General features: G+C 61.8%; 16 protein-coding genes, 1 tRNA gene and 1 pseudogene. All 18 read left to right on the top strand.

Translation table 11 applies throughout. From position 1 onward, the window contains the following. A pseudogene (locus tag NMB96_RS23630) lies at positions 1-120 on the top strand (type IV secretion system protein); the annotation flags it as partial. A gap of 345 nt (positions 121-465) precedes the next feature. Continuing rightward, positions 466-2,370: a threonine--tRNA ligase gene (thrS, locus tag NMB96_RS19935; RefSeq protein WP_023904406.1), complete on the top strand. Its 1,905-nt coding sequence runs from the start codon at positions 466-468 to the stop codon at positions 2,368-2,370. Positions 2,371-2,418: 48 nt separating this feature from the next. Continuing rightward, positions 2,419-2,961, top strand: coding sequence for a translation initiation factor IF-3 (infC, locus tag NMB96_RS19930; RefSeq protein ID WP_080639730.1), 543 nt, complete (start codon positions 2,419-2,421; stop codon positions 2,959-2,961). A 240-nt stretch (positions 2,962-3,201) separates the two neighbouring features. Further along, a complete protein-coding gene (gene rpmI, locus NMB96_RS19925) occupies positions 3,202-3,399 on the top strand; it encodes a 50S ribosomal protein L35 (protein WP_006449141.1) in 198 nt (65 codons plus the stop codon). 10 nt (positions 3,400-3,409) lie between these two features. Next, positions 3,410-3,769: a 50S ribosomal protein L20 gene (gene rplT, locus NMB96_RS19920; RefSeq protein WP_006449140.1), complete on the top strand. Its 360-nt coding sequence runs from the start codon at positions 3,410-3,412 to the stop codon at positions 3,767-3,769. 291 nt (positions 3,770-4,060) lie between these two features. Continuing rightward, positions 4,061-5,056: a phenylalanine--tRNA ligase subunit alpha gene (gene pheS, locus NMB96_RS19915; protein WP_023904405.1), complete on the top strand. Its 996-nt coding sequence runs from the start codon at positions 4,061-4,063 to the stop codon at positions 5,054-5,056. Positions 5,057-5,166: 110 nt separating this feature from the next. Beyond that, entirely contained in the window at positions 5,167-7,557 is a 2,391-nt protein-coding gene (pheT, locus tag NMB96_RS19910) for a phenylalanine--tRNA ligase subunit beta (protein WP_255085471.1), read from the top strand. A gap of 21 nt (positions 7,558-7,578) precedes the next feature. After that, a complete protein-coding gene (locus tag NMB96_RS19905; protein WP_002811076.1) occupies positions 7,579-7,878 on the top strand; it encodes an integration host factor subunit alpha in 300 nt (99 codons plus the stop codon). Next, positions 7,859-8,215 carry a MerR family transcriptional regulator gene (locus NMB96_RS19900; protein WP_005995911.1) on the top strand — a complete coding sequence of 119 codons (357 nt, stop codon included), beginning with the start codon at positions 7,859-7,861 and terminating at the stop codon, positions 8,213-8,215. Before NMB96_RS19905 ends, NMB96_RS19900 begins: the two co-directional genes overlap by 20 nt. Before the next feature lie 61 nt (positions 8,216-8,276). Next, positions 8,277-8,353 (top strand) — tRNA-Pro (locus NMB96_RS19895). Positions 8,354-8,825: 472 nt separating this feature from the next. Further along, positions 8,826-9,524 (top strand): polysaccharide biosynthesis/export family protein, encoded by a 699-nt coding sequence (locus tag NMB96_RS19890; protein WP_006449137.1) that lies wholly within the window; start codon positions 8,826-8,828, stop codon positions 9,522-9,524. Then, entirely contained in the window at positions 9,506-10,945 is a 1,440-nt protein-coding gene (locus NMB96_RS19885) for a GumC family protein (RefSeq protein WP_255085470.1), read from the top strand. Before NMB96_RS19890 ends, NMB96_RS19885 begins: the two co-directional genes overlap by 19 nt. A gap of 243 nt (positions 10,946-11,188) precedes the next feature. Beyond that, positions 11,189-12,643: an undecaprenyl-phosphate glucose phosphotransferase gene (locus NMB96_RS19880; protein WP_023904402.1), complete on the top strand. Its 1,455-nt coding sequence runs from the start codon at positions 11,189-11,191 to the stop codon at positions 12,641-12,643. Positions 12,644-12,737: 94 nt separating this feature from the next. Continuing rightward, positions 12,738-14,024 carry a polysaccharide biosynthesis protein GumE gene (locus tag NMB96_RS19875; RefSeq protein WP_255086995.1) on the top strand — a complete coding sequence of 429 codons (1,287 nt, stop codon included), beginning with the start codon at positions 12,738-12,740 and terminating at the stop codon, positions 14,022-14,024. Then, positions 14,021-15,112 (top strand): acyltransferase family protein, encoded by a 1,092-nt coding sequence (locus NMB96_RS19870; protein WP_255085469.1) that lies wholly within the window; start codon positions 14,021-14,023, stop codon positions 15,110-15,112. Before NMB96_RS19875 ends, NMB96_RS19870 begins: the two co-directional genes overlap by 4 nt. Positions 15,113-15,125: 13 nt before the next feature. Beyond that, a complete protein-coding gene (locus NMB96_RS19865) occupies positions 15,126-16,214 on the top strand; it encodes an acyltransferase family protein (protein ID WP_255085468.1) in 1,089 nt (362 codons plus the stop codon). A 67-nt stretch (positions 16,215-16,281) separates the two neighbouring features. Next, entirely contained in the window at positions 16,282-17,424 is a 1,143-nt protein-coding gene (locus NMB96_RS19860; RefSeq protein ID WP_023904397.1) for a glycosyltransferase family 4 protein, read from the top strand. Continuing rightward, positions 17,421-18,470 (top strand): glycosyltransferase, encoded by a 1,050-nt coding sequence (locus NMB96_RS19855; RefSeq protein ID WP_023904396.1) that lies wholly within the window; start codon positions 17,421-17,423, stop codon positions 18,468-18,470. The genes NMB96_RS19860 and NMB96_RS19855 overlap by 4 nt, the downstream gene beginning before the upstream one ends.

Raw genomic sequence — 18,470 nt, 5'->3', positions numbered from 1 at the left:
AAAGGAGGGCTAGGCCTGGTCATGACAACCTTGATCGTCACCGCCCCGCCGATGGTAGCGGCCTTCTTCCAGGGTACGCTGCGTCAGTTCACGGCATATTCGGCGCTGGGGCAGTTGGATCTGTCAGCCTCCCGTAAAATTGTTCCAGCCATAACTATAGGTCTCCGGCATCCTGCCACGCGCCCGCCGGCCCCGTGCCGGCATGCGCAACGCCGGGTTGATTGGTTTACCATTCGTCTCCAAGACCCCTTGCGAGAAGGTGGCCCGCGCCCCGCGCCGGCCTAGCGTGCGACATGAGCACTACCACTGCCCACTGCTGATTCCGGCCGCGCCAGTTCGCACGGCGCCCGCACGGCGTTCTTTCTGCACCACCTCTCGCCGCATCCCTATCCGAGCCTGTCCCGCAGTGGGCAGGTCTCCCTTGCAGCCGTCGCGCTGCAGCCAGCACAGACCTCATTCTTGCCCATGATCAACATCACGCTCCCCGACGGCAGCCGCCGCGAATTCGAATCCCCCGTCTCGGTGATGCAGGTCGCCCAGTCGATCGGCGCCGGCCTGGCCAAGGCCACCATCGCCGGCCAGGTGGACGGCCAACTGGTCGATGCCAGCGACGTCATCGACCACGATGCCAGCCTGCGCATCATCACCGCCAAGGACGCCGAAGGCGTGGAGATCATCCGCCACTCCTGCGCGCATCTGCTCGGGCATGCGGTCAAGCAGCTGTACCCCGAGGTCAAGATGGTGATCGGTCCGGTCATCGCCGAAGGCTTCTATTACGACATCTACAGCGAGCGTCCGTTTACGCCGGACGACATGGCCGCGATCGAGCACCGCATGCAGGAACTGATCGCGCAGGACTACGAGGTGATCAAGAAGGTCACCCCGCGTGCCGAGGTGATCGAGGTGTTCGCCCGGCGCGGCGAGGAGTACAAGCTGCGCCTGATCGAGGACATGTCCGCCGACATCACCGCGATGGGCCTGTACTACCACCAGGAATACGTGGACATGTGCCGCGGCCCGCACGTGCCCAATACGCGCTTCCTCAAGGCGTTCAAGCTGACCCGCATTTCCGGTGCTTACTGGCGCGGCGATGCCAAGAACGAGCAGCTGCAGCGCATCTACGGCACCGCCTGGGCCGACAAGAAACAGCTGGACGCCTACATCCTGCGTATGGAAGAAGCCGACAAGCGCGACCATCGCCGCATCGGCAAGCAGCAGGACCTGTTCCATCTGCAGGAAGAGGCGCCCGGCCTGGTTTTCTGGCATCCCAAGGGCTGGTCGCTGTGGCAGGTGGTCGAGCAATACATGCGCAAGGTCTATCGCGACAGCGGCTACGGCGAAGTGCGTTGCCCGCAGATCCTGGACGTGTCGCTGTGGCAGAAGTCCGGTCACTGGGACAACTACCAGGACGCGATGTTCTTCACCGAATCGGAGAAGCGCACCTACGCGGTCAAGCCGATGAACTGCCCTGGCCACGTGCAGGTGTTCAATCAGGGCCTGCACAGCTACCGCGACCTGCCGATCCGCTACGGCGAGTTCGGCGCCTGCCACCGCAACGAGCCGTCCGGCGCGCTGCACGGCATCCTGCGCGTACGCGGCTTCACCCAGGACGACGGGCACGTGTTCTGCCTGGAATCGCAGATCGAATCCGAAGTCACCGCCTTCCATCAGCAGGCACTGGCGGTCTACACCGCGTTCGGCTTCGACGACATCGAGATCAAGATCGCGTTGCGCCCGGAAAAGCGCCTGGGCGACGACGTCACCTGGGACAAGGCCGAAGCCGCGCTGCGCAGCGCGCTGGGCGTGTGCGGGGTGGAGTGGCAGGAGCTGCCGGGCGAGGGCGCCTTCTACGGCCCCAAGATCGAATACCACCTCAAGGACGCCATCGGCCGCACCTGGCAGCTGGGCACCATGCAGGTCGATTTTATGATGCCTGGCCGCCTTGGCGCCGAGTACGTGGACGAGCACAGCCAGAAAAAACACCCGGTCATGCTGCACCGGGCGATCGTCGGTTCGATGGAGCGTTTCATCGGCATTTTGATCGAACACCACGCCGGCGCCTTCCCCTCCTGGCTCGCCCCGGTCCAGGTCGTTGTCGCAAATATCACCGATGCCCAGGCAGACTATGTGGACTCGGTTCGGAAAACCCTTGCAAATCAAGGCTTCCGTGTAAACGCCGATTTGCGTAACGAGAAGATCGGATATAAGATTCGCGAGCATACGCTGCAACGCGTGCCCTATCTGCTCGTGGTCGGTGACCGCGAGAAGGAAAACGGCGCCGTCGCCGTGCGGACACGTTCGGGAGAAGACCTCGGGACCATGACGGTCTCGGCCTTCGTCGAACGTCTGCAGGCAGAGCAGGCAGCGTGAGCCAACCCCGGCCGGTCTGGATGATCCGGATGCGCCGGTTCGATTCCCCTGGGAGATTGCAATATCAGTACCCCTGACAACAAACAGAACCGCAAGAACCAAGAAATCCGCGTGCCGCGCGTCCGCGTGATTGGCAGTGACGGAGAGATGGTCGGCGTGTTGTCGCGCGACGAAGCGCTCGCCAAGGCCGAGGAAGAAGGCCTGGATCTGGTCGAAATCCAGCCGCAGGCCGATCCGCCGGTCTGCAAGATCATGGATTTCGGCAAGTTCAAGTTCGAGCAGCAGAAAAAGGCCAACGAGGCCAAGAAGAAAACCAAGCAGGTCGAGATCAAGGAACTCAAGTTCCGTCCGGTCACGGACGAGGGCGACTACCAGATCAAGCTGCGCAACATGCGTCGCTTCCTGGAAGAGGGCGACAAGGTCAAGGTCAACATCCGCTTCCGTGGCCGCGAAATGAGCCACCAGGAGCTGGGTCGCGAAATGGCGTCCCGGATCGAGGCCGATCTTGGCGAAGACATCGTCATCGAGTCGCGTCCGCGCCTGGAAGGGCGGCAGATGGTCATGATGATCGCGCCCAAGAAGAAGATCTGATCCCGCGTTGCGGCCAGCCCCGGCGGGGTCGGTCGCAGTGCAGACAGCAGCGATTTGCAAGAATTCCCGGCAACGGGCATACTGCGCGACCCGGTTTTACCGTGGCGCCGCGTAAGCGGTACAGGACCTGTCCGGATCGTGTTCGATCACGGACTTACAAGCAGGCAAGGGCAAGGATGGAAAGCGTGGTCGCAAGACTGCCGCCCGGGTCAGTGACAAAACACCATCAAGGACATTGCAATGCCCAAGATCAAGACCAACCGGGCGGCGGCCAAGCGTTTCCGCAAGACCGCCTCCGGCAAGTACAAGTGCGGCCACGCAAACCGTAGCCATATCCTCACGAAGAAAGCGACCAAGCGGAAGCGCAACTTGCGGCAGACGAACCACGTCCGTCCCGAGGACGCAGGCCGTCTCGATCGTATGCTTCCCTATCTCTGAGGACTGAACCATGGCACGAGTAAAGCGTGGTGTGCAGGCGCGCCGCCGCCACAAGAAAATTCTGAACCTGGCGAAGGGCTACTACAACGCCCGTCGTAAGGTCTTCCGTGTTGCCAAGCAGGCGGTCATCAAGGCACAGCAGTACGCCTACATTGGCCGTAAGCAGAAGAAGCGCGTGTTCCGTGCGCTTTGGATCACCCGCATCAATGCGGCTGCCCGCATTAATGGTCTGAGCTACAGCCGTTTCATGAATGGCATGCTCAAGGCTGGCATCACCCTGGACCGCAAGGTGCTGGCTGATATCGCCGTGCACGACGCTGCCGGCTTTGCCGCGCTGGCTGAGAAGGCAAAGGGCGCGCTGGCGGCGTAAATGCAGGTCCCTCGCAGGAGCCCGCACGTCGTTGGTGCGAGTCCTTCGCAAGAGCCCGCACATCCATGTGCGGACTGTTGAAGGGGTAGATCGTCTCGAGCAGCCGCATACTCGTGTGCCTGCTTTGGGTGATGAAACGCAGATATGCAGGGGGAAGGGCGCGAGTCCTTCCCCTTTTGCGTTTTAAATAGCCGGCATCTCTAGATTTGGATGGTTGGCAAGAGTCATGTGGTAATGCGTTCCGGTGCATCCGGAAACACCGTTCGGCTGAGCAGTTGAGGCGCGAGTGCAATGAGTGAGATTCAATCCCTGACCGAGCGCGCGTTGGCAGATGTCGCCGCCGCACAGACGCCGGACCAACTGGAAGCCTTGCGCGTTGCATTGCTGGGCAAGAGCGGAAGCATCACCGCCCAGCTCAAGCAGCTCGGCACGCTGCCGGCCGATCAACGCAAGGCCGCTGGCGAGGCCATCAACCTGTCGCGCGACGCGCTGAGCGCTGCGCTGTCAGAGCGCAAACACACGCTGGAAAACGCCGCACTGGACGCACGTCTGGCTGGCGAGCGCATCGATGTCACCTTGCCGGGTCGTCGCAGCGAGCGCGGTGGATTGCACCCGGTCACGCGCACGCTCGAGCGCATTGTCGAGATCTTTGCACGCTTGGGGTATGAGCTGTCCGATGGTCCTGAGATCGAGGACGACTGGCATAACTTCGAAGCTTTGAATTTTCCGCCGCACCATCCGGCGCGCGCGATGCACGACACGTTCTATTTCGGCGATGGCCGCCTGTTGCGCACCCATACCTCCGGTGTGCAGGTGCGTTACATGGATGCGCACAAACCTCCGCTGCGCATGATTGCGGCCGGCAAGGTGTATCGCTCCGATTCGGACCAGACCCATTCGCCGATGTTCCATCAGGTGGAAGGCCTGCTGGTGGATGAGCATTCCAATTTCGCCGACCTCAAGGGCACCTTGTCCGAGTTCGTGCGTGCGTTCTTCGAACGCGATTTCGAAATGCGTTTCCGCCCCAGCTATTTCCCGTTCGTGGAGCCGGGTGCGGAAGTTGACATCGCCTGGCAGCAGCCCGACGGCAGCACGCGCTGGCTAGAAGTGCTGGGTTGCGGCATGGTGCACCCGAACGTGCTGCGCAGCGTCGGCATCGATCCGGAGCGCTATACCGGCTTCGCGTTCGGCCTGGGCGTGGAGCGCTTTGCGATGCTGCGCTATGGCGTCAACGACCTGCGCGCGTTCTTCGAGAACGATGTGCGCTTCCTCAGGCAGTTCGCCTGACGGCGAAGATTGGGGATTCGGGATTGGGGATTTGCAACAGCGCCCTCGTCCCGCCCCCGTCGACTGTTTTTTACGAATCTCAAATCCCGAATCCCCAATCCCGGCCCCTCATGAAATTCTCTGAAAATTGGCTGCGCAGCCACGTTCCCATCCAGGCCAGCCGCGACGAACTTGCCGCGACGCTGACGGCGATCGGTCTGGAAGTGGAAGAGGTCACGCCGTTGGGCGAAGCCTTGGGTCAAGTGGTGGTGGCGCGCATCGTCGAGGCGGTGCGTCATCCGGAAGCCGATCGTCTGCAGGTCTGCAGCGTCGACGCAGGGCAGGGCGAGTTGCTGCAGATCGTGTGTGGCGCGCCCAATGCGCGTGCCGGTCTGGTGGCGCCTTTGGCGCTTGTCGGTGCGCAGATCGGTGCGCTGACCATCACTGCGGCCAAGCTGCGCGGCGTGGCGTCCAACGGCATGTTGTGTTCGGCCAAGGAGCTGGGTCTGGATAGCGACGCGTCCGGCCTGTTCGAGCTACCGGACGATGCGCCGGTGGGTCAGGCCTTGGCGGAATATCTGGGGCTGCCCGATGCCAGCATCGAGATCAAGCTCACGCCCAATCGCGCCGATTGTTTCAGCGTGCGTGGCATCGCCTTCGATGTGGCCGCAGCGTGCGCCAGCGAAGTGGTGGCCTTCGATGCAGGCGCGGTGGCGCCGGTGTCGACGCGTACCTTGTCAGTGCAGCTGGATGCCGGCGACGAGGCGCCGCGTTACTGCGGTCGCGTGATCGAAGGCATCGACCCGGCGGCAAAAACGCCGGTGTGGTTGGCCGAGCGCCTGCGTCGCTGTGGCGTGCGGCCGGTGTCGCTGCTGGTGGATATCACCCAGTACGTGATGCTGGAGCTCGGCCAGCCGATGCATGCGTTCGACCTGGACACGCTGCAGGGGCCGATCGGTCTGCGGCGTTCGCGCAGTGGCGAGCAGCTCGCGCTGCTGGATGGGCGTCAGGTCACCTTGGACGACAGCTTTCTGACCATCACCGATGCAGGCCGGCCGGTTGCGCTGGCCGGTCTGATGGGCGGGTTGGAGACGCGTGTCACCGAGGCCACGCGCAATGTATTTCTGGAATCGGCGTATTTCGATCCGGCCGCGATCATGGGCCGTGGCCGCAAGCTCGGGTTGCATACCGATGCCGGTCATCGCTTCGAGCGTGGTGTGGATCCGGCATTGCCGCCACAGGCGATCGAAATGGCGACACGGCTGGTGCTGGAGCTGGCCGGTGGGACGCCGGGCCCGGTCGTACATGCGCAATTGCCGCAGCATCTGCCGCAGCATCTGCCGCAGCCTGCGCGCATCCTGCTGCGGCGTGCGCGGATTGCGCGCGTGCTGGGCATCCAGATCGACGATGCCGAGGTTGTGCGCATTCTCACTGCGCTCGGCATGCAGCTCGACGCGGTGGCCGAAGGTTGGCAGGTGATGGCGCCGAGCCGTCGCTTCGATATCGCCATCGAAGAAGATCTGATCGAAGAGCTGGCGCGTATCCACGGCTACGACCGGGTGCCGACCACGCTGCCCGGTGGCGCAAGCCGGATCGCGATGCCGAGCGAAACCCAGCTGGACGAACTCAGCGTGCGTCGCCAGCTGGTGGCGCGCGAGCTGCAGGAAACCATCAACTACGCCTTTGTCGATGCGAACCTGTTGGAGCGCTGGCAGCTGACCGATAGTCTGGTGCCGTTGGCGAACCCGCTCAGTGCGGAACTTGCAATCATGCGTCCGCGCTTGTTGCCGGGTCTGGTGGCGACGCTGGGCCGCAACGCCGCCCGCCAGGCCGGGCGGGTGCGCCTTTTCGAGCTGGGCAAGGTATTCACAGCGTCTGCCGAGACCGGCGCCGCACCGCAGGAAGCGCAGCACGTCGCCGCAGCAGTCTGTGGCGATGCCTTGGCGCTGCAGTGGGGCGAGTCTGCACGCAAGGTGGATTTCCACGATCTGAAGGGCGATCTGGTGGCGCTGGCTGCGGCCAGTGGCGCGGTGCTGGATTTCCAGCCTTCCACCCAGCCGTTCGGGCATCCGGGGCGGTCGGCCGATATCCATCGCGATGGCGTGCACATCGGCTGGATCGGGCAGGTGCATCCGCGTCTTGCCAAGCAGTTGGAGATCGACGTGGACGTGATCGCTTTCGAGCTGCAGCTGGCGCCGCTGGCGCAGCGTGCGCTGCCGCGTGCCGGCGAGCTGTCGCGGTTCCCCTCGGTGCGTCGCGATCTGGCCTTCCTGGTGCCGGAAGAGGTGACCTGGGCGGCGCTGTCTGCCAGTGTGCGCACCACGGTTGGCCCGTTGTTGCGCGAGGTGCAGCTGTTCGATCGCTATGTCGGGCAGGGGGTCGAGCCAGGTTTCAAGAGTCTGGCTATGGGCTTGATTTTGCAGGATAACTCGCGCACTCTCACCGACCGGGACGTCGATGCAGTCGTTGCCGATGTGGTGGCCGTGATCGAGCGCGAGCACCGCGCCCGGATTCGGAGTTGAGGCGGTAACCAGGGGATTGGCATGGCATTGACGAAAGCGGAGATGGCCGAACGTCTGTTCGACGAGGTCGGTCTGAACAAGCGCGAGGCAAAGGAATTTGTCGACGCGTTTTTCGATGTGCTGCGCGATGCGCTGGAGCAGGGCCGTCAGGTGAAGTTGTCCGGTTTCGGCAACTTCGATCTGCGGCGCAAGAATCAACGGCCCGGTCGCAATCCCAAGACCGGCGAGGAAATTCCGATTTCGGCCCGCACGGTGGTGACTTTCCGTCCAGGCCAGAAGCTCAAGGAGCGGGTGGAGGCTTATGCTGGATCCGGGCAGTAATCGCGAGCTACCGCCGATCCCGGCCAAGCGCTACTTCACCATCGGCGAGGTCAGCGAGTTGTGCGATGTCAAACCGCATGTGCTGCGCTATTGGGAAACCGAATTTCCGAGCCTGGAGCCGGTCAAGCGGCGCGGCAATCGCCGTTACTACCAGCGTCACGACGTGCTGATGGTGCGGCAGATCCGCGGCCTGCTGTACGAGCAGGGCTATACCATCGGTGGCGCACGTCTGCGTCTGGAAGGCGACGGCGCCAAGAGTGAGTCGGCGTTGAGCAACCAGATCATCAAGCAGGTACGCATGGAGCTGGAAGAAGTATTGCAACTACTGCGCCGCTAGGAAATTGTGTCGCAAAGCCGCTATAATCGCAGGCCGTCCTCGCGACGGAGTGCAGCATCTTCGGGGTATAGCGCAGCCTGGTAGCGCACTAGTCTGGGGGACTAGTGGTCGTCGGTTCAAATCCGGCTACCCCGACCAAACACAAAGCCCATGTCTACACTGACATGGGCTTTTTTGTTGCGTCGCAGCATGTGGGTTAGGGGCTTCGGGGAGAGGTGCTGCATATGCAGAACGGCATAGTGCGCTGCAGCAGGAAAAGGGCCGAAGAGCCCGCTTTGCACGGTCCCGTCTGCTGTGGACCTGGATCACAGAGCGGTGCTAAGTATCCGAAAATCCTCCAAATCATTAGCGCGTGATTAGTAACTGGATCACGTTTTGTTAACGTCGCAACGACGAACTTGAATCAATAGGCCAACGCCGTCAAAAAAATGGCGTGCAGCGTCTTGCGATGTTTTCTTTCTATGCCATAGTGCAGTGCAACACGTCACACCTGTCGTGATCCCGATGTCATACGGGATGAATTTCTCTGTCGTACGTTCGTGCTGGCGTGTTGGCCGGTTGAATGCTGCGCGGGTTCCTGTCCCACCAATCAAGGCAGCCAGCTACACGCATGAAAAGACTGATCGAACGATTCTGCCAAGGCCTCAGCCTGGCGTTGATCTGCTCGATGACACTGGGCGCTTGCAGCACCGGTCCGAAGATGGCGGACTCTCTGCCGCTCCCGGATCCGCTTGCGATGTCCGCAGTGCAGCCAGAGTATCGACTGGCGCCGGGCGACTTGCTGTTGGTCAAGGTATTTCAAGTCGACGATCTGGAGCGGCAGGTCCGCATCGATCAGAACGGTCACATCTCGCTGCCACTGATCGGCGATGTCAAGGCCACCGGCCTGGGCGTTGGCGAGCTGGAAAAACTGGTCGCAGAACGCTACGCCGCCGGATATCTGCAGCAGCCGCAAGTGTCGGTGTTTGTGGAGGAATCCAACGGCCGCCGGGTCACGGTCACTGGTGCGGTGGACGCGCCCGGGATCTACCCGGTGATCGGCTCCAACCTGACCTTGCAGCAAGCGATTGCGCAGGCAAAGGGTGTCAGTACGGTGGCCAGCCGCGGCAATGTCATTGTCTTCCGCATCGTCAATGGGCAAAAAATGATCGCTAGATTCGACCTGACCGAGATCGAGAAGGGTGCCAATCCCGACCCGGAGATCTACGGCGGCGACATCGTTGTGGTGTATCGCTCGGACGCACGCATCTGGCTGCGCACCATGCTTGAACTGACCCCCTTGGTAATGGTGTGGCGCGCTTACCGATGAGTATGAATTCCGAAAATCGTTCCTCTTCTTCTCATCGTCATGGCCATCTCGAGCTGGCGGATGTGGGTTTGCTCGACTACTGGCGTGCGCTGGTCTCGCAGCGCTGGTTGATCATCGGGGTCACGCTGTTCGCAGTGCTGCTGGCCTTTGGCATCACGCTGTTGATGCCGGAGAAGTACCGCGCCACCAGCACGCTGCAGATCGAGCGTGATTCGCTCAACGTGGTGAACGTCGACAATCTGATGCCGGTGGAGTCGCCGCAGGATCGCGATTTCTACCAGACCCAGTACCAGTTGCTGCAGAGCCGTTCGTTGGCGCGTGCAGTGATCCGCGAAGCCAAGCTGGATCAGGAGCCGGCGTTCAAGGTGCAGGTCGATGAGGCACTGGAGAAGGCTGCGGCCAAGAATCCGGAAGCCGGCAAGTCGGTCGATTCGCGCCAGGCGATCGTCGAGCGCACCTTGACCGACACTCTGCTGGCCGGATTGGTGGTCGAGCCGATCCTCAATTCGCGCCTGGTCTACGTCAACTACGACTCGCCGGATCCGGTGCTGGCCGCCAAGATCGCCAACACCTATACCAAGGTCTTCATCGTCAGCACGCAAGAGCGCCGGATGAACGCGTCCTCGTTCGCGACCAAGTTCCTGTCCGAACGTCTGGAGCAGTTGCGCGGCAAGGTCGAAGACTCGGAAAAGACGCTGGTCTCTTATTCGACCCAGGAACAGATCGTGTCGATGGGCGATGACAAGCCATCGCTTGCGGCGCAGAACCTGGGCGATCTCAACGCGATGCTTGCCTCTGCACAGGACACGCGCATCAAGGCCGAAGCGGCATGGCGGCAGGTCAGCACCGGCGACAGCATGTCGTTGCCGCAGGTGCTGAGCAATCCGTTGATCCAGAGCCTGCGCGGTGAGCAGATCCGCTTGAACACCGAGTACCAGCAGAAGCTGTCGACCTTCAAGCCGGACTATCCGGAAATGCGGCGCCTGAAGGCGCAGATCGAAGAGTCGCGCCGTCAGATCAACGGCGAGGTCATCAACATCCGTCAATCGTTGAAGGCCGCCTACGACGCCTCGGTGCAGCAGGAGCGTTTGCTCAACGAGCGCATTGCCGGTCTGCGCAGCAACGAGCTGGATCTGCAGAGTCGCAGCATCCAATACAACATGCTCAAGCGCGACGTCGATACCAACCGTCAGCTCTACGATGCGCTCCTGCAGCGTTACAAAGAGATCGGTGTTGCAAGCAACGTGGGCGCCAACAACGTGACCATCGTCGATACCGCAGACGTGCCTACGTCGAAGACTTCACCGAAACTCAAATTGAACCTCGCCTTAGGCTTCATCTTTGGCGTATTCCTTGGTGTGGCTGTGGCCCTCGTGCGCTACTTCCTGCGAGGCAATGGGCCGGAGACGCGGTTGAACTGACATCGTGATGTTGCAAAACGATGGTTAATTTAAGTGACAACTGATTCAGCGTGGAAAAAGTCGGATCCCGTAAGTTTCGGGATCCCTCGTTTGAAAGTTTGTCTCTGTTGAAACAAAGGGCTGTCGTGCGATCTGGGGTCGGTAGGTATTACCGCGGTGATCGTTCGACGGAGATGATTGAAAGCTCGCGTGCGTTTCGTATGTTCCCCCGCATGCGCCGTATCGAGTTTGGAGGACATCCCCATGCTTTTGGCAGACTTGAGTAGCGCGACCTACACCACATCCTCGCCGCGATTGTTGTCCAAGTATTCGGCTGCAGCCGACCTGGTTCTGCGCGTTTTCGACCTGACCATGGTCGTCGTCTCCGGACTGATTGCGTATCGCATCGTGTTCGGCTCCTGGGTGCCGGCGGCGCCGTATCGGGTCGCGATCGCCACCACCTTGCTGTATTCGGTGATCTGCTTTGCGCTGTTCCCGCTGTATCGCAGCTGGCGCGGTCGTGGGTTGTTGAGCGAGTTGTTGGTCCTGGGTGGTGCGTTCGGTGGTGTGTTCGCGCTGTTTGCGGTGCATGCATTGATCGTGCAGGTCGGCGAGCAGGTGTCGCGCGGCTGGATCGGCTTGTGGTTCGTCGGTGGCCTGGCTTCGCTGGTGGCGGCACGCACGGTACTGCGCGGCTTCCTGAACCACCTGCGTACGCAAGGTGTGGACGTGCAGCGTGTGGTGGTGGTCGGTCTGCGCCATCCGGTGATGAAGATCAATCACTACCTCAGCCGCAATCCCTGGGTCGGCATGAATCTGGTCGGCTACTTCCGTACGCCGTACGACATCGCCGTGACCGAGCAGCGGCAGTCGTTGCCGTGCCTGGGCGACCCGGACGCGTTGATCGAGTATCTGAAGGACAACCAGGTCGAGCAGGTATGGATCTCGCTGCCGCTGGGCGAGCGCGATCACATCAAGCAGTTGCTGCAGCGTCTGGATCGTTATCCGATCAACGTCAAGCTGGTGCCGGATCTGTTCGACTTCGGTCTGTTGAATCAGTCCGGCGAGCAGATCGGCAATGTGCCGGTGATCAATCTGCGTCAGGGCGGTGTGGATCGCGACAATTACTTCGTGGTCGCCAAGGCGCTGCAGGACAAGATCCTGGCCGTGATCGCGCTGATGGGCCTGTGGCCGTTAATGGCTGCGATTGCGGTGGGCGTCAAGATGAGTTCGCCGGGTCCGGTGTTCTTCCGTCAGCGTCGTCATGGTCTTGGCGGTCGCGAGTTCTACATGTTCAAGTTCCGCTCGATGCGCGTGCATGACGACCACGGCACCACCATCCAGCAGGCGACCAAGAACGACACCCGCATCACGCGCTTCGGTTCGTTCCTGCGTCGCAGCAGCCTGGATGAGTTGCCGCAGATCTTCAACGTGCTGGGCGGCAGCATGTCGATCGTGGGCCCGCGTCCGCACGCCGCGCAGCACAACACGCACTACGAAAAGCTGATCAACCATTACATGCAGCGGCACTACGTCAAGCCGGGCATCACCGGTTGGGCGCAGGTGAACGGTTTCCGTGGCGAAACCCCGGAGCTGCGCACGATGAAGAAGCGTATCCAGTACGACCTGGACTACATCCGTCGTTGGTCGCTGTGGCTGGATATCCGCATCATCGTGCTGACTGCGGTGCGTGTGTTCGGACAGAAGACCGCGTACTGATGATGGTGGGTAGTGTGCGACCTGGCGCATCCAGCGCCGCGGGCGGCTGCATCGCAGCCGCCCCCTTCAAGCAGGCGTCTGCATGCTGATCCAAATGAGCGAGGAGACCCGCGTTCGCTGGCATAACCTGCTGATCGAACTGACGCTGTTGGTCGGCGTGGGTTACAACCTAGTGCTGGCGCTGATCAACGCGAACGTGTTCACGGTGCGTCCGGTGATCACCTATGCAGTCGAATTCATCATCTACGCCGCGTGCTTCCTGCTTGGCCTGGGCTCAATGAGCCGCAAGCGCATCGCGTTGATCATCAGCGGGTTGGGGCTGATCGTCACCTTGATGTTCGTGCGCTTTTTGGTGAACTGGCAGATTGATCCCAAATTTTTCCGCGATGCCCTGGTGGTGTTTGCGTTTGTCGTGCTGGGTTCGGCCTATACCGGGTCGGTGCCCAAGCTGTTCGTGCGTATGACGATCATCGTCTCGCTGGTTGCCGCCTTCGAGCTGGCGATGCCAAGCGCCTACGGCGATCTGGTCAATCCGAAGAGCTTCTTCGTCAATGCGCGTGGCATGAGCGCGGAAGGCTTCTGGAACGAAGACAGCAATCTGTTCGTCAGCGCCACGCGGCCGGGCGAACGTAACTTCCTGCCGGGCTCCAACCTGCCACGCGCCTCCTCGATGTTCATCGAGCCGGTGACGATGGGCAATTACATCTGCTTCTTCACCGCAATCGTGCTGGTGTTCTGGCGTTGGATGCGGCCGTCGATGCTGATTCTGTCGGTCGGCTTGATCGGTTTCATGATTGTTGCCTCCGATGGACGGCTCGCGGCTGGCACCTGCGTGCTGATGGTGCTGCTGTCGCCGCTATTGAAACGCCTGGATCAGCGACTGGCGTTCCTGGTGTTTCTGGTGGTGATCATGACCGCGTGGTTGCTGGTGTGGATCACCGGGATCACCGCCTATCAGGACAACACGATGGGGCGGATATTCTTCACCGTGTATTCGATGAACAACCTGTCGTTCGAGTCCTGGATGGGCCTGGATTTTGCGCAGGCGTATCGCTACTTCGACAGTGGTATTGCCTACTTCATCGCATCGCAGTCGATCGTTGGCGTGCTGGCGTTTCTGTTGTCCTATTCGTTCCTGCTGCTGATGCCGAGCAAGGAAGGGCAGCTGTTCAAGAATCTGGCGATCTTTGCGTTCGCGCTGAGTCTGCTGGTGTCCAACGGCTACTTTTCGATCAAGACCTCGGCGCTGTGGTGGTTCGTGTGCGGCTGCATGTGGCACATGCTGCCGACCTGGTCTGCTGCAACGGCGGCTAAGGTGAGCAAGCAGGATCCAACCGACGATGGCGGGCAGCTGCCATTGCCTGCGGGAGGGGCGCGATGAATCTGGCGGCGACGCAGGCACAGCAGCCGGTCTTGCCGACTGCCGGCGCACACGTCGCCACCCCGCAACGCGGTCGCGACTTGCGTATCGATGCCGCCAAGGCGATCGCGATTTTGCTGGTGGTGTTTTGCCACGCCAAGGGCGTGCCGCACGGCATGACCTTGTTCGCCTACAGCTTCCATGTGCCGCTGTTTTTTCTGGTCTCCGGCTGGCTGGCCTCCGGGTACGCCTCGCGCGCCACCGGGCTATCGCAGACCGTCAGCAAGCAGGCGCGCAGCCTGTTGCTGCCGTATGTGGTGTTTTATCTGCTTGGCTATGCGTATTGGCTGCTGACGCGCAATATCGGCGAAAAAGCGGCACGCTGGGGCAGTCATCCGTGGTGGGAGCCGATCGTGGCGATGTTCACCGGGATCGGCCCGGACCTGTACGTGCAGCCTCCGCTGTGGTTTCTGCCGGTGATGCTGGTGACGGTGGTCGGCTATGTGCTGCTGCGCCGCTGGCTGCCGCCGGTGGTGATTGCCGTTGCGTCGTTGGTCGTTGCCTGGTTCTGGATGCACTGGTTCCCGGCACAGGGTGTGCGGATTTTTTTCGGGCTGGATGTGCTACCGGTGTCGCTGTGCTTCTATGCACTTGGCGCCTTGCTGATCCACCTCTCGCCGCACCTGCCGAAATCGTTGGTTGGGAGCGTGCTTGCGACGGTGGTGCTGGGGATTGCGGTTGCCTGGCTGGCTGATGTCAACGGCCGGATCGACGTCAACATGCTGGAATTCGGCCGCAATCATGCGCTGTTTCTGCTGAGTGCAGTGCTTGGGTCGCTGATGGTGATCTGCGCCGCGCGGTTGGTGCAAGGCTGGGCATGGGTGCAGTGGATCGGGCGCAATACGTTGTTGATCCTGTGCACGCACATGCTGGTGTTTTTTGTGCTTTCCGGTGTTGCGGCACTGGCTGGTGGATTCGGTACCTCGCGTCCGGGGCTTGGCTGGGCGTTGTTCGTCACCATCTTCGCGTTGGCCGCATGCGTGCCGCTGCGCTGGTTCCTGATGCGTTTCGCGCCGTGGACATTGGGTGCCCGCCCGGTGGCGGCATGACCGGCACCGCGCCATGACGACCGCGCCGTATTCCACTGCAGCCAGGCACGACAGCTCGGGGGCCAGGGCCGCGCCAGCACCGGCGTTGACCCGCGATTGGCAGATCGATGCAGCAAAAGCGCTGGCCATCGTCCTGGTGGTGTTGGGGCATGCCAGCGGCATGCCGGCGGCCTACAAGTTGTTCGCCTACAGCTTTCACGTTCCGTTGTTTTTTGTGCTGTCCGGCTGGGTGGGCGAGCGCTTCGGCCGCCGTGCAATGACGGTGGCGACGATCAAGAAGTTGGCGCGCACGCTGCTCCTTCCCTACCTTGCGTTCTTTCTCGTGGCCTACGCTTGCTGGATGTTGATGGGAGTGACCAGCCGCGCGGCGCATCCATCGCACAGCCTGCCGTGGTGGGACCCGTTTATGGGTCTGTTCTGGGCCAACGGCGCAAGCCTGTATGTGCTTCCGGCGTTGTGGTTTTTGCCGGCGCTGTTTGTCACCACGCTCGCCTACATTGCATTGCGCGCGCGCTTGGGTACGACGGTGCTGGCTGCAACCTGCCTGCCGCTTGCATTGGCATGGGCCGGCTGGTTCCCGTCGCTGCAGCTGCGGCTTCCGTTTGCGTTGGACGTGTTGCCGGTCGCGTTGTTCTTCATCGCCGTTGGCGGCTGGCTATCGCGCTACGCCGATGCGCTGCGATCGCTTGGCGCCATGGCGTGGGCATTGGCACTCCCGGTGCTGGCAGCAGCCTGGTGGTGGTTGGCGGCATGGAACGGGCAAGTGGATGTGAACAATCTGCAGTTCGGGCAGTCCGCTGCGGTGTTTTTGCTGGTGAGCTTGCTGGGCACGGCGATGACCTTGTGCGTTGCCTACTTCGTTCGGCAATGGCGTTGGCTGCAGTGGATTGGCGCCAACACCTTGCTGATTCTGTGCACGCATACGTTGGTGTTTCTGGTACTCACCAGCGTGGTGGCACGCACCGGTGTGATCGCACCCAGCATGATCGGGACACCTGCATGGGCGATGAGTTTGTGCACGGTGGCGATTGTTGCCAGTGTGCCGATGCGTGCAGTGTTGGTGCGCATTGCGCCGTGGATGTTGGGGTTGAAAGGTAAATGACGAGCTTCCAGAATCATCAGCCGTCGCAACACGCCGTTGCGCGTTGCGGGCACAGGAGATTGGCGTAATGAAAGTGGTGCATGTTGTCCGCCAATTCCATCCTTCGATCGGAGGCATGGAGGAAGTCGTTCTCAATGTGGCCCGTCAACATCAGGCCAACAGTGCCGATACGGTGGAGATCGTGACGTTGGACCGGGTGTTCACCGATCCAGGCGCGCAACTTGCTGCGCAGGAAACGCATCAGGGCCTGCCGATCCGGCGCATCGGTTACCGCGGTTCGTCGCGCTACCCGTTTGCGCCATCGGTGCTCGGTGCGATTCGCTCGGCGGATCTGGTGCATCTGCATGGCATCGATTTTTTCTACGACTATCTTGCGCTGACCAAGCCGCTGCATGGCAAGCCGATGGTGGTGTCCACGCATGGCGGGTTTTTCCATACCGCCTACGCCTCGCGGATGAAGCAGTTGTGGTTTCAGACGCTGACCCGCACTTCTGCGCTGGCGTATGCGCGGGTGATCGCTACCAGCGAGAACGATGGCGATCTGTTCGCCAAGGTGGTGTCGCCGGCGCGCCTGCGGGTGATCGAGAACGGCGTTGATGTAGAGAAGTACGCAGGGCAGGGCGCAACGACGCCCGGGCGGACGATGCTGTATTTCGGGCGCTGGTCGGTGAACAAGGGGCTGATCGAAACCCTGGAGTTGCTCCAGGCCGCGCTCAAGCGCGATCCGCAGTGGCGGCTGATCATCGCCGGCCGCGAGTACGATTTGAACGAGGCCGATCTGCGCAAGGCGATCGCCGAGCGTGGCTTGCAGGACAAGGTGCAGCTGAGCATGTCGCCTTCGCAGGAACAGTTGCGGGCGTTGATGCATCAGGCGCAGTTCTTCGTGTGCCTGTCGCGGCATGAAGGGTTCGGCATTGCGGCAGTCGAGGCGATGAGTGCGGGCCTGATTCCGATCCTCAGCGATATCCCGCCGTTCGTGCGTCTTGCCGGCGAGTCCGGTCAGGGCGTGATCGTCAATCGCGACAGGCTCGAGATAGCGGCCGATCAGGTGCAGGCGCTTGCGCTGCAGTCGGATGCGGATTTCGATACGCGTCGCGTGGCATCCATGGCATATGTGAGCCGCTACGACTGGAAGCATGTGGTGGGGCGCTATATCGACGAGTACCACACTGCGCTGGGCACGCGCCGCGCGCAGGAGGCGGTGCGATGAGTGCGCTTGCGTCTGCCTCGCTGACGCGTGCGGCCACGCAGCCGCAGGTCACCGTGCTGTTTTCCACCGAGAAGCCCAACGCCAACACCAATCCGTATCTGACTCAGCTCTACGCTTCGTTGCCGGATGCGGTGCAACCGCGCTTCTTCTCGATGCGCGATGCGTTGTTGTCGCGTTACGACGTACTGCATCTGCATTGGCCGGAGTATCTGCTGCGTCATCCGAGTGCTGCCGGCACGTTGGCCAAGCAGGTGTGTGCGGCGCTGTTGTTGCTCAAGCTGCAACTGACCGGCACGCCGGTGGTGCGTACCTTGCACAACCTGGCGCCGCACGAAGATCGCGGCTGGCGTGAGCGCAACCTGTTGCGGTGGATCGACCGTTTGACGCGTCGCTGGATCCGCATCAATGCGACCACGCCGCCGCGGCCGCCGTTCACCGACACCATCCTGCATGGCCATTACCGCGACTGGTTCGCGACCATGCAGCAGGGCAGTACGGTGCCGGGGCGGCTGCTGCACTTCGGTTTGATTCGTCCGTACAAGGGTGTGGAAACGCTGCTGGATGTGATGCGCGAAGTAGGAGATCCGCGCTTGAATCTACGCATCGTCGGCAACCCGGCCACGCCGCAGATGCGCACGTTGGTGGAGGATGCCTGCGCGCAGGATCCACGCGTCACCGCGCTGCTGGCCTATGTGGAAGAGCCGGTGTTGGCGCGCGAAGTCAGCCAGGCCGAGCTGGTGGTGTTGCCGTATCGGCAGATGCATAACTCCGGCACGCTGCTGCTGGCGTTGTCGCTGGCGCGACCGGTGCTGGCACCGTGGAGCGAGTCGAATGCGGCCATTGCCGAGGAAGTCGGCCCGGGCTGGGTGTTTCTCTATGAAGGCGACTTCGATGCAGCGCTGCTGACCGGCATGCTGGACAAGGTGCGCGCCGCGCCACGCGGCCCGGCACCGGATCTTTCGCAACGTGATTGGCCACGGATCGGGCAGTTGCACTACCGCACCTACCTGGAAGCGCTCGGCAAGGATGGAGACGCCGCGCTGTGA

The organism is Xanthomonas hortorum (assembly GCF_024339125.1).
Lineage (GTDB): Bacteria > Pseudomonadota > Gammaproteobacteria > Xanthomonadales > Xanthomonadaceae > Xanthomonas > Xanthomonas hortorum.
The sequence above is the reverse complement of the archived record's forward strand: the minus strand, read 5'-3'. Positions and strand labels throughout refer to the sequence as shown.

Coding starts and splice junctions, on each gene's coding strand:
- thrS (WP_023904406.1), top strand. CDS start 466: ATGATCAACATCACGCTCCCCGACGGCAGCCGCCGCGAATTCGAATCC.
- rpmI (WP_006449141.1), top strand. CDS start 3,202: ATGCCCAAGATCAAGACCAACCGGGCGGCGGCCAAGCGTTTCCGCAAG.
- rplT (WP_006449140.1), top strand. CDS start 3,410: ATGGCACGAGTAAAGCGTGGTGTGCAGGCGCGCCGCCGCCACAAGAAA.
- pheS (WP_023904405.1), top strand. CDS start 4,061: ATGAGTGAGATTCAATCCCTGACCGAGCGCGCGTTGGCAGATGTCGCC.
- pheT (WP_255085471.1), top strand. CDS start 5,167: ATGAAATTCTCTGAAAATTGGCTGCGCAGCCACGTTCCCATCCAGGCC.
- NMB96_RS19905 (WP_002811076.1), top strand. CDS start 7,579: ATGGCATTGACGAAAGCGGAGATGGCCGAACGTCTGTTCGACGAGGTC.
- NMB96_RS19900 (WP_005995911.1), top strand. CDS start 7,859: ATGCTGGATCCGGGCAGTAATCGCGAGCTACCGCCGATCCCGGCCAAG.
- NMB96_RS19890 (WP_006449137.1), top strand. CDS start 8,826: ATGAAAAGACTGATCGAACGATTCTGCCAAGGCCTCAGCCTGGCGTTG.
- NMB96_RS19880 (WP_023904402.1), top strand. CDS start 11,189: ATGCTTTTGGCAGACTTGAGTAGCGCGACCTACACCACATCCTCGCCG.
- NMB96_RS19875 (WP_255086995.1), top strand. CDS start 12,738: ATGAGCGAGGAGACCCGCGTTCGCTGGCATAACCTGCTGATCGAACTG.
- NMB96_RS19870 (WP_255085469.1), top strand. CDS start 14,021: ATGAATCTGGCGGCGACGCAGGCACAGCAGCCGGTCTTGCCGACTGCC.
- NMB96_RS19865 (WP_255085468.1), top strand. CDS start 15,126: ATGACGACCGCGCCGTATTCCACTGCAGCCAGGCACGACAGCTCGGGG.
- NMB96_RS19860 (WP_023904397.1), top strand. CDS start 16,282: ATGAAAGTGGTGCATGTTGTCCGCCAATTCCATCCTTCGATCGGAGGC.
- NMB96_RS19855 (WP_023904396.1), top strand. CDS start 17,421: ATGAGTGCGCTTGCGTCTGCCTCGCTGACGCGTGCGGCCACGCAGCCG.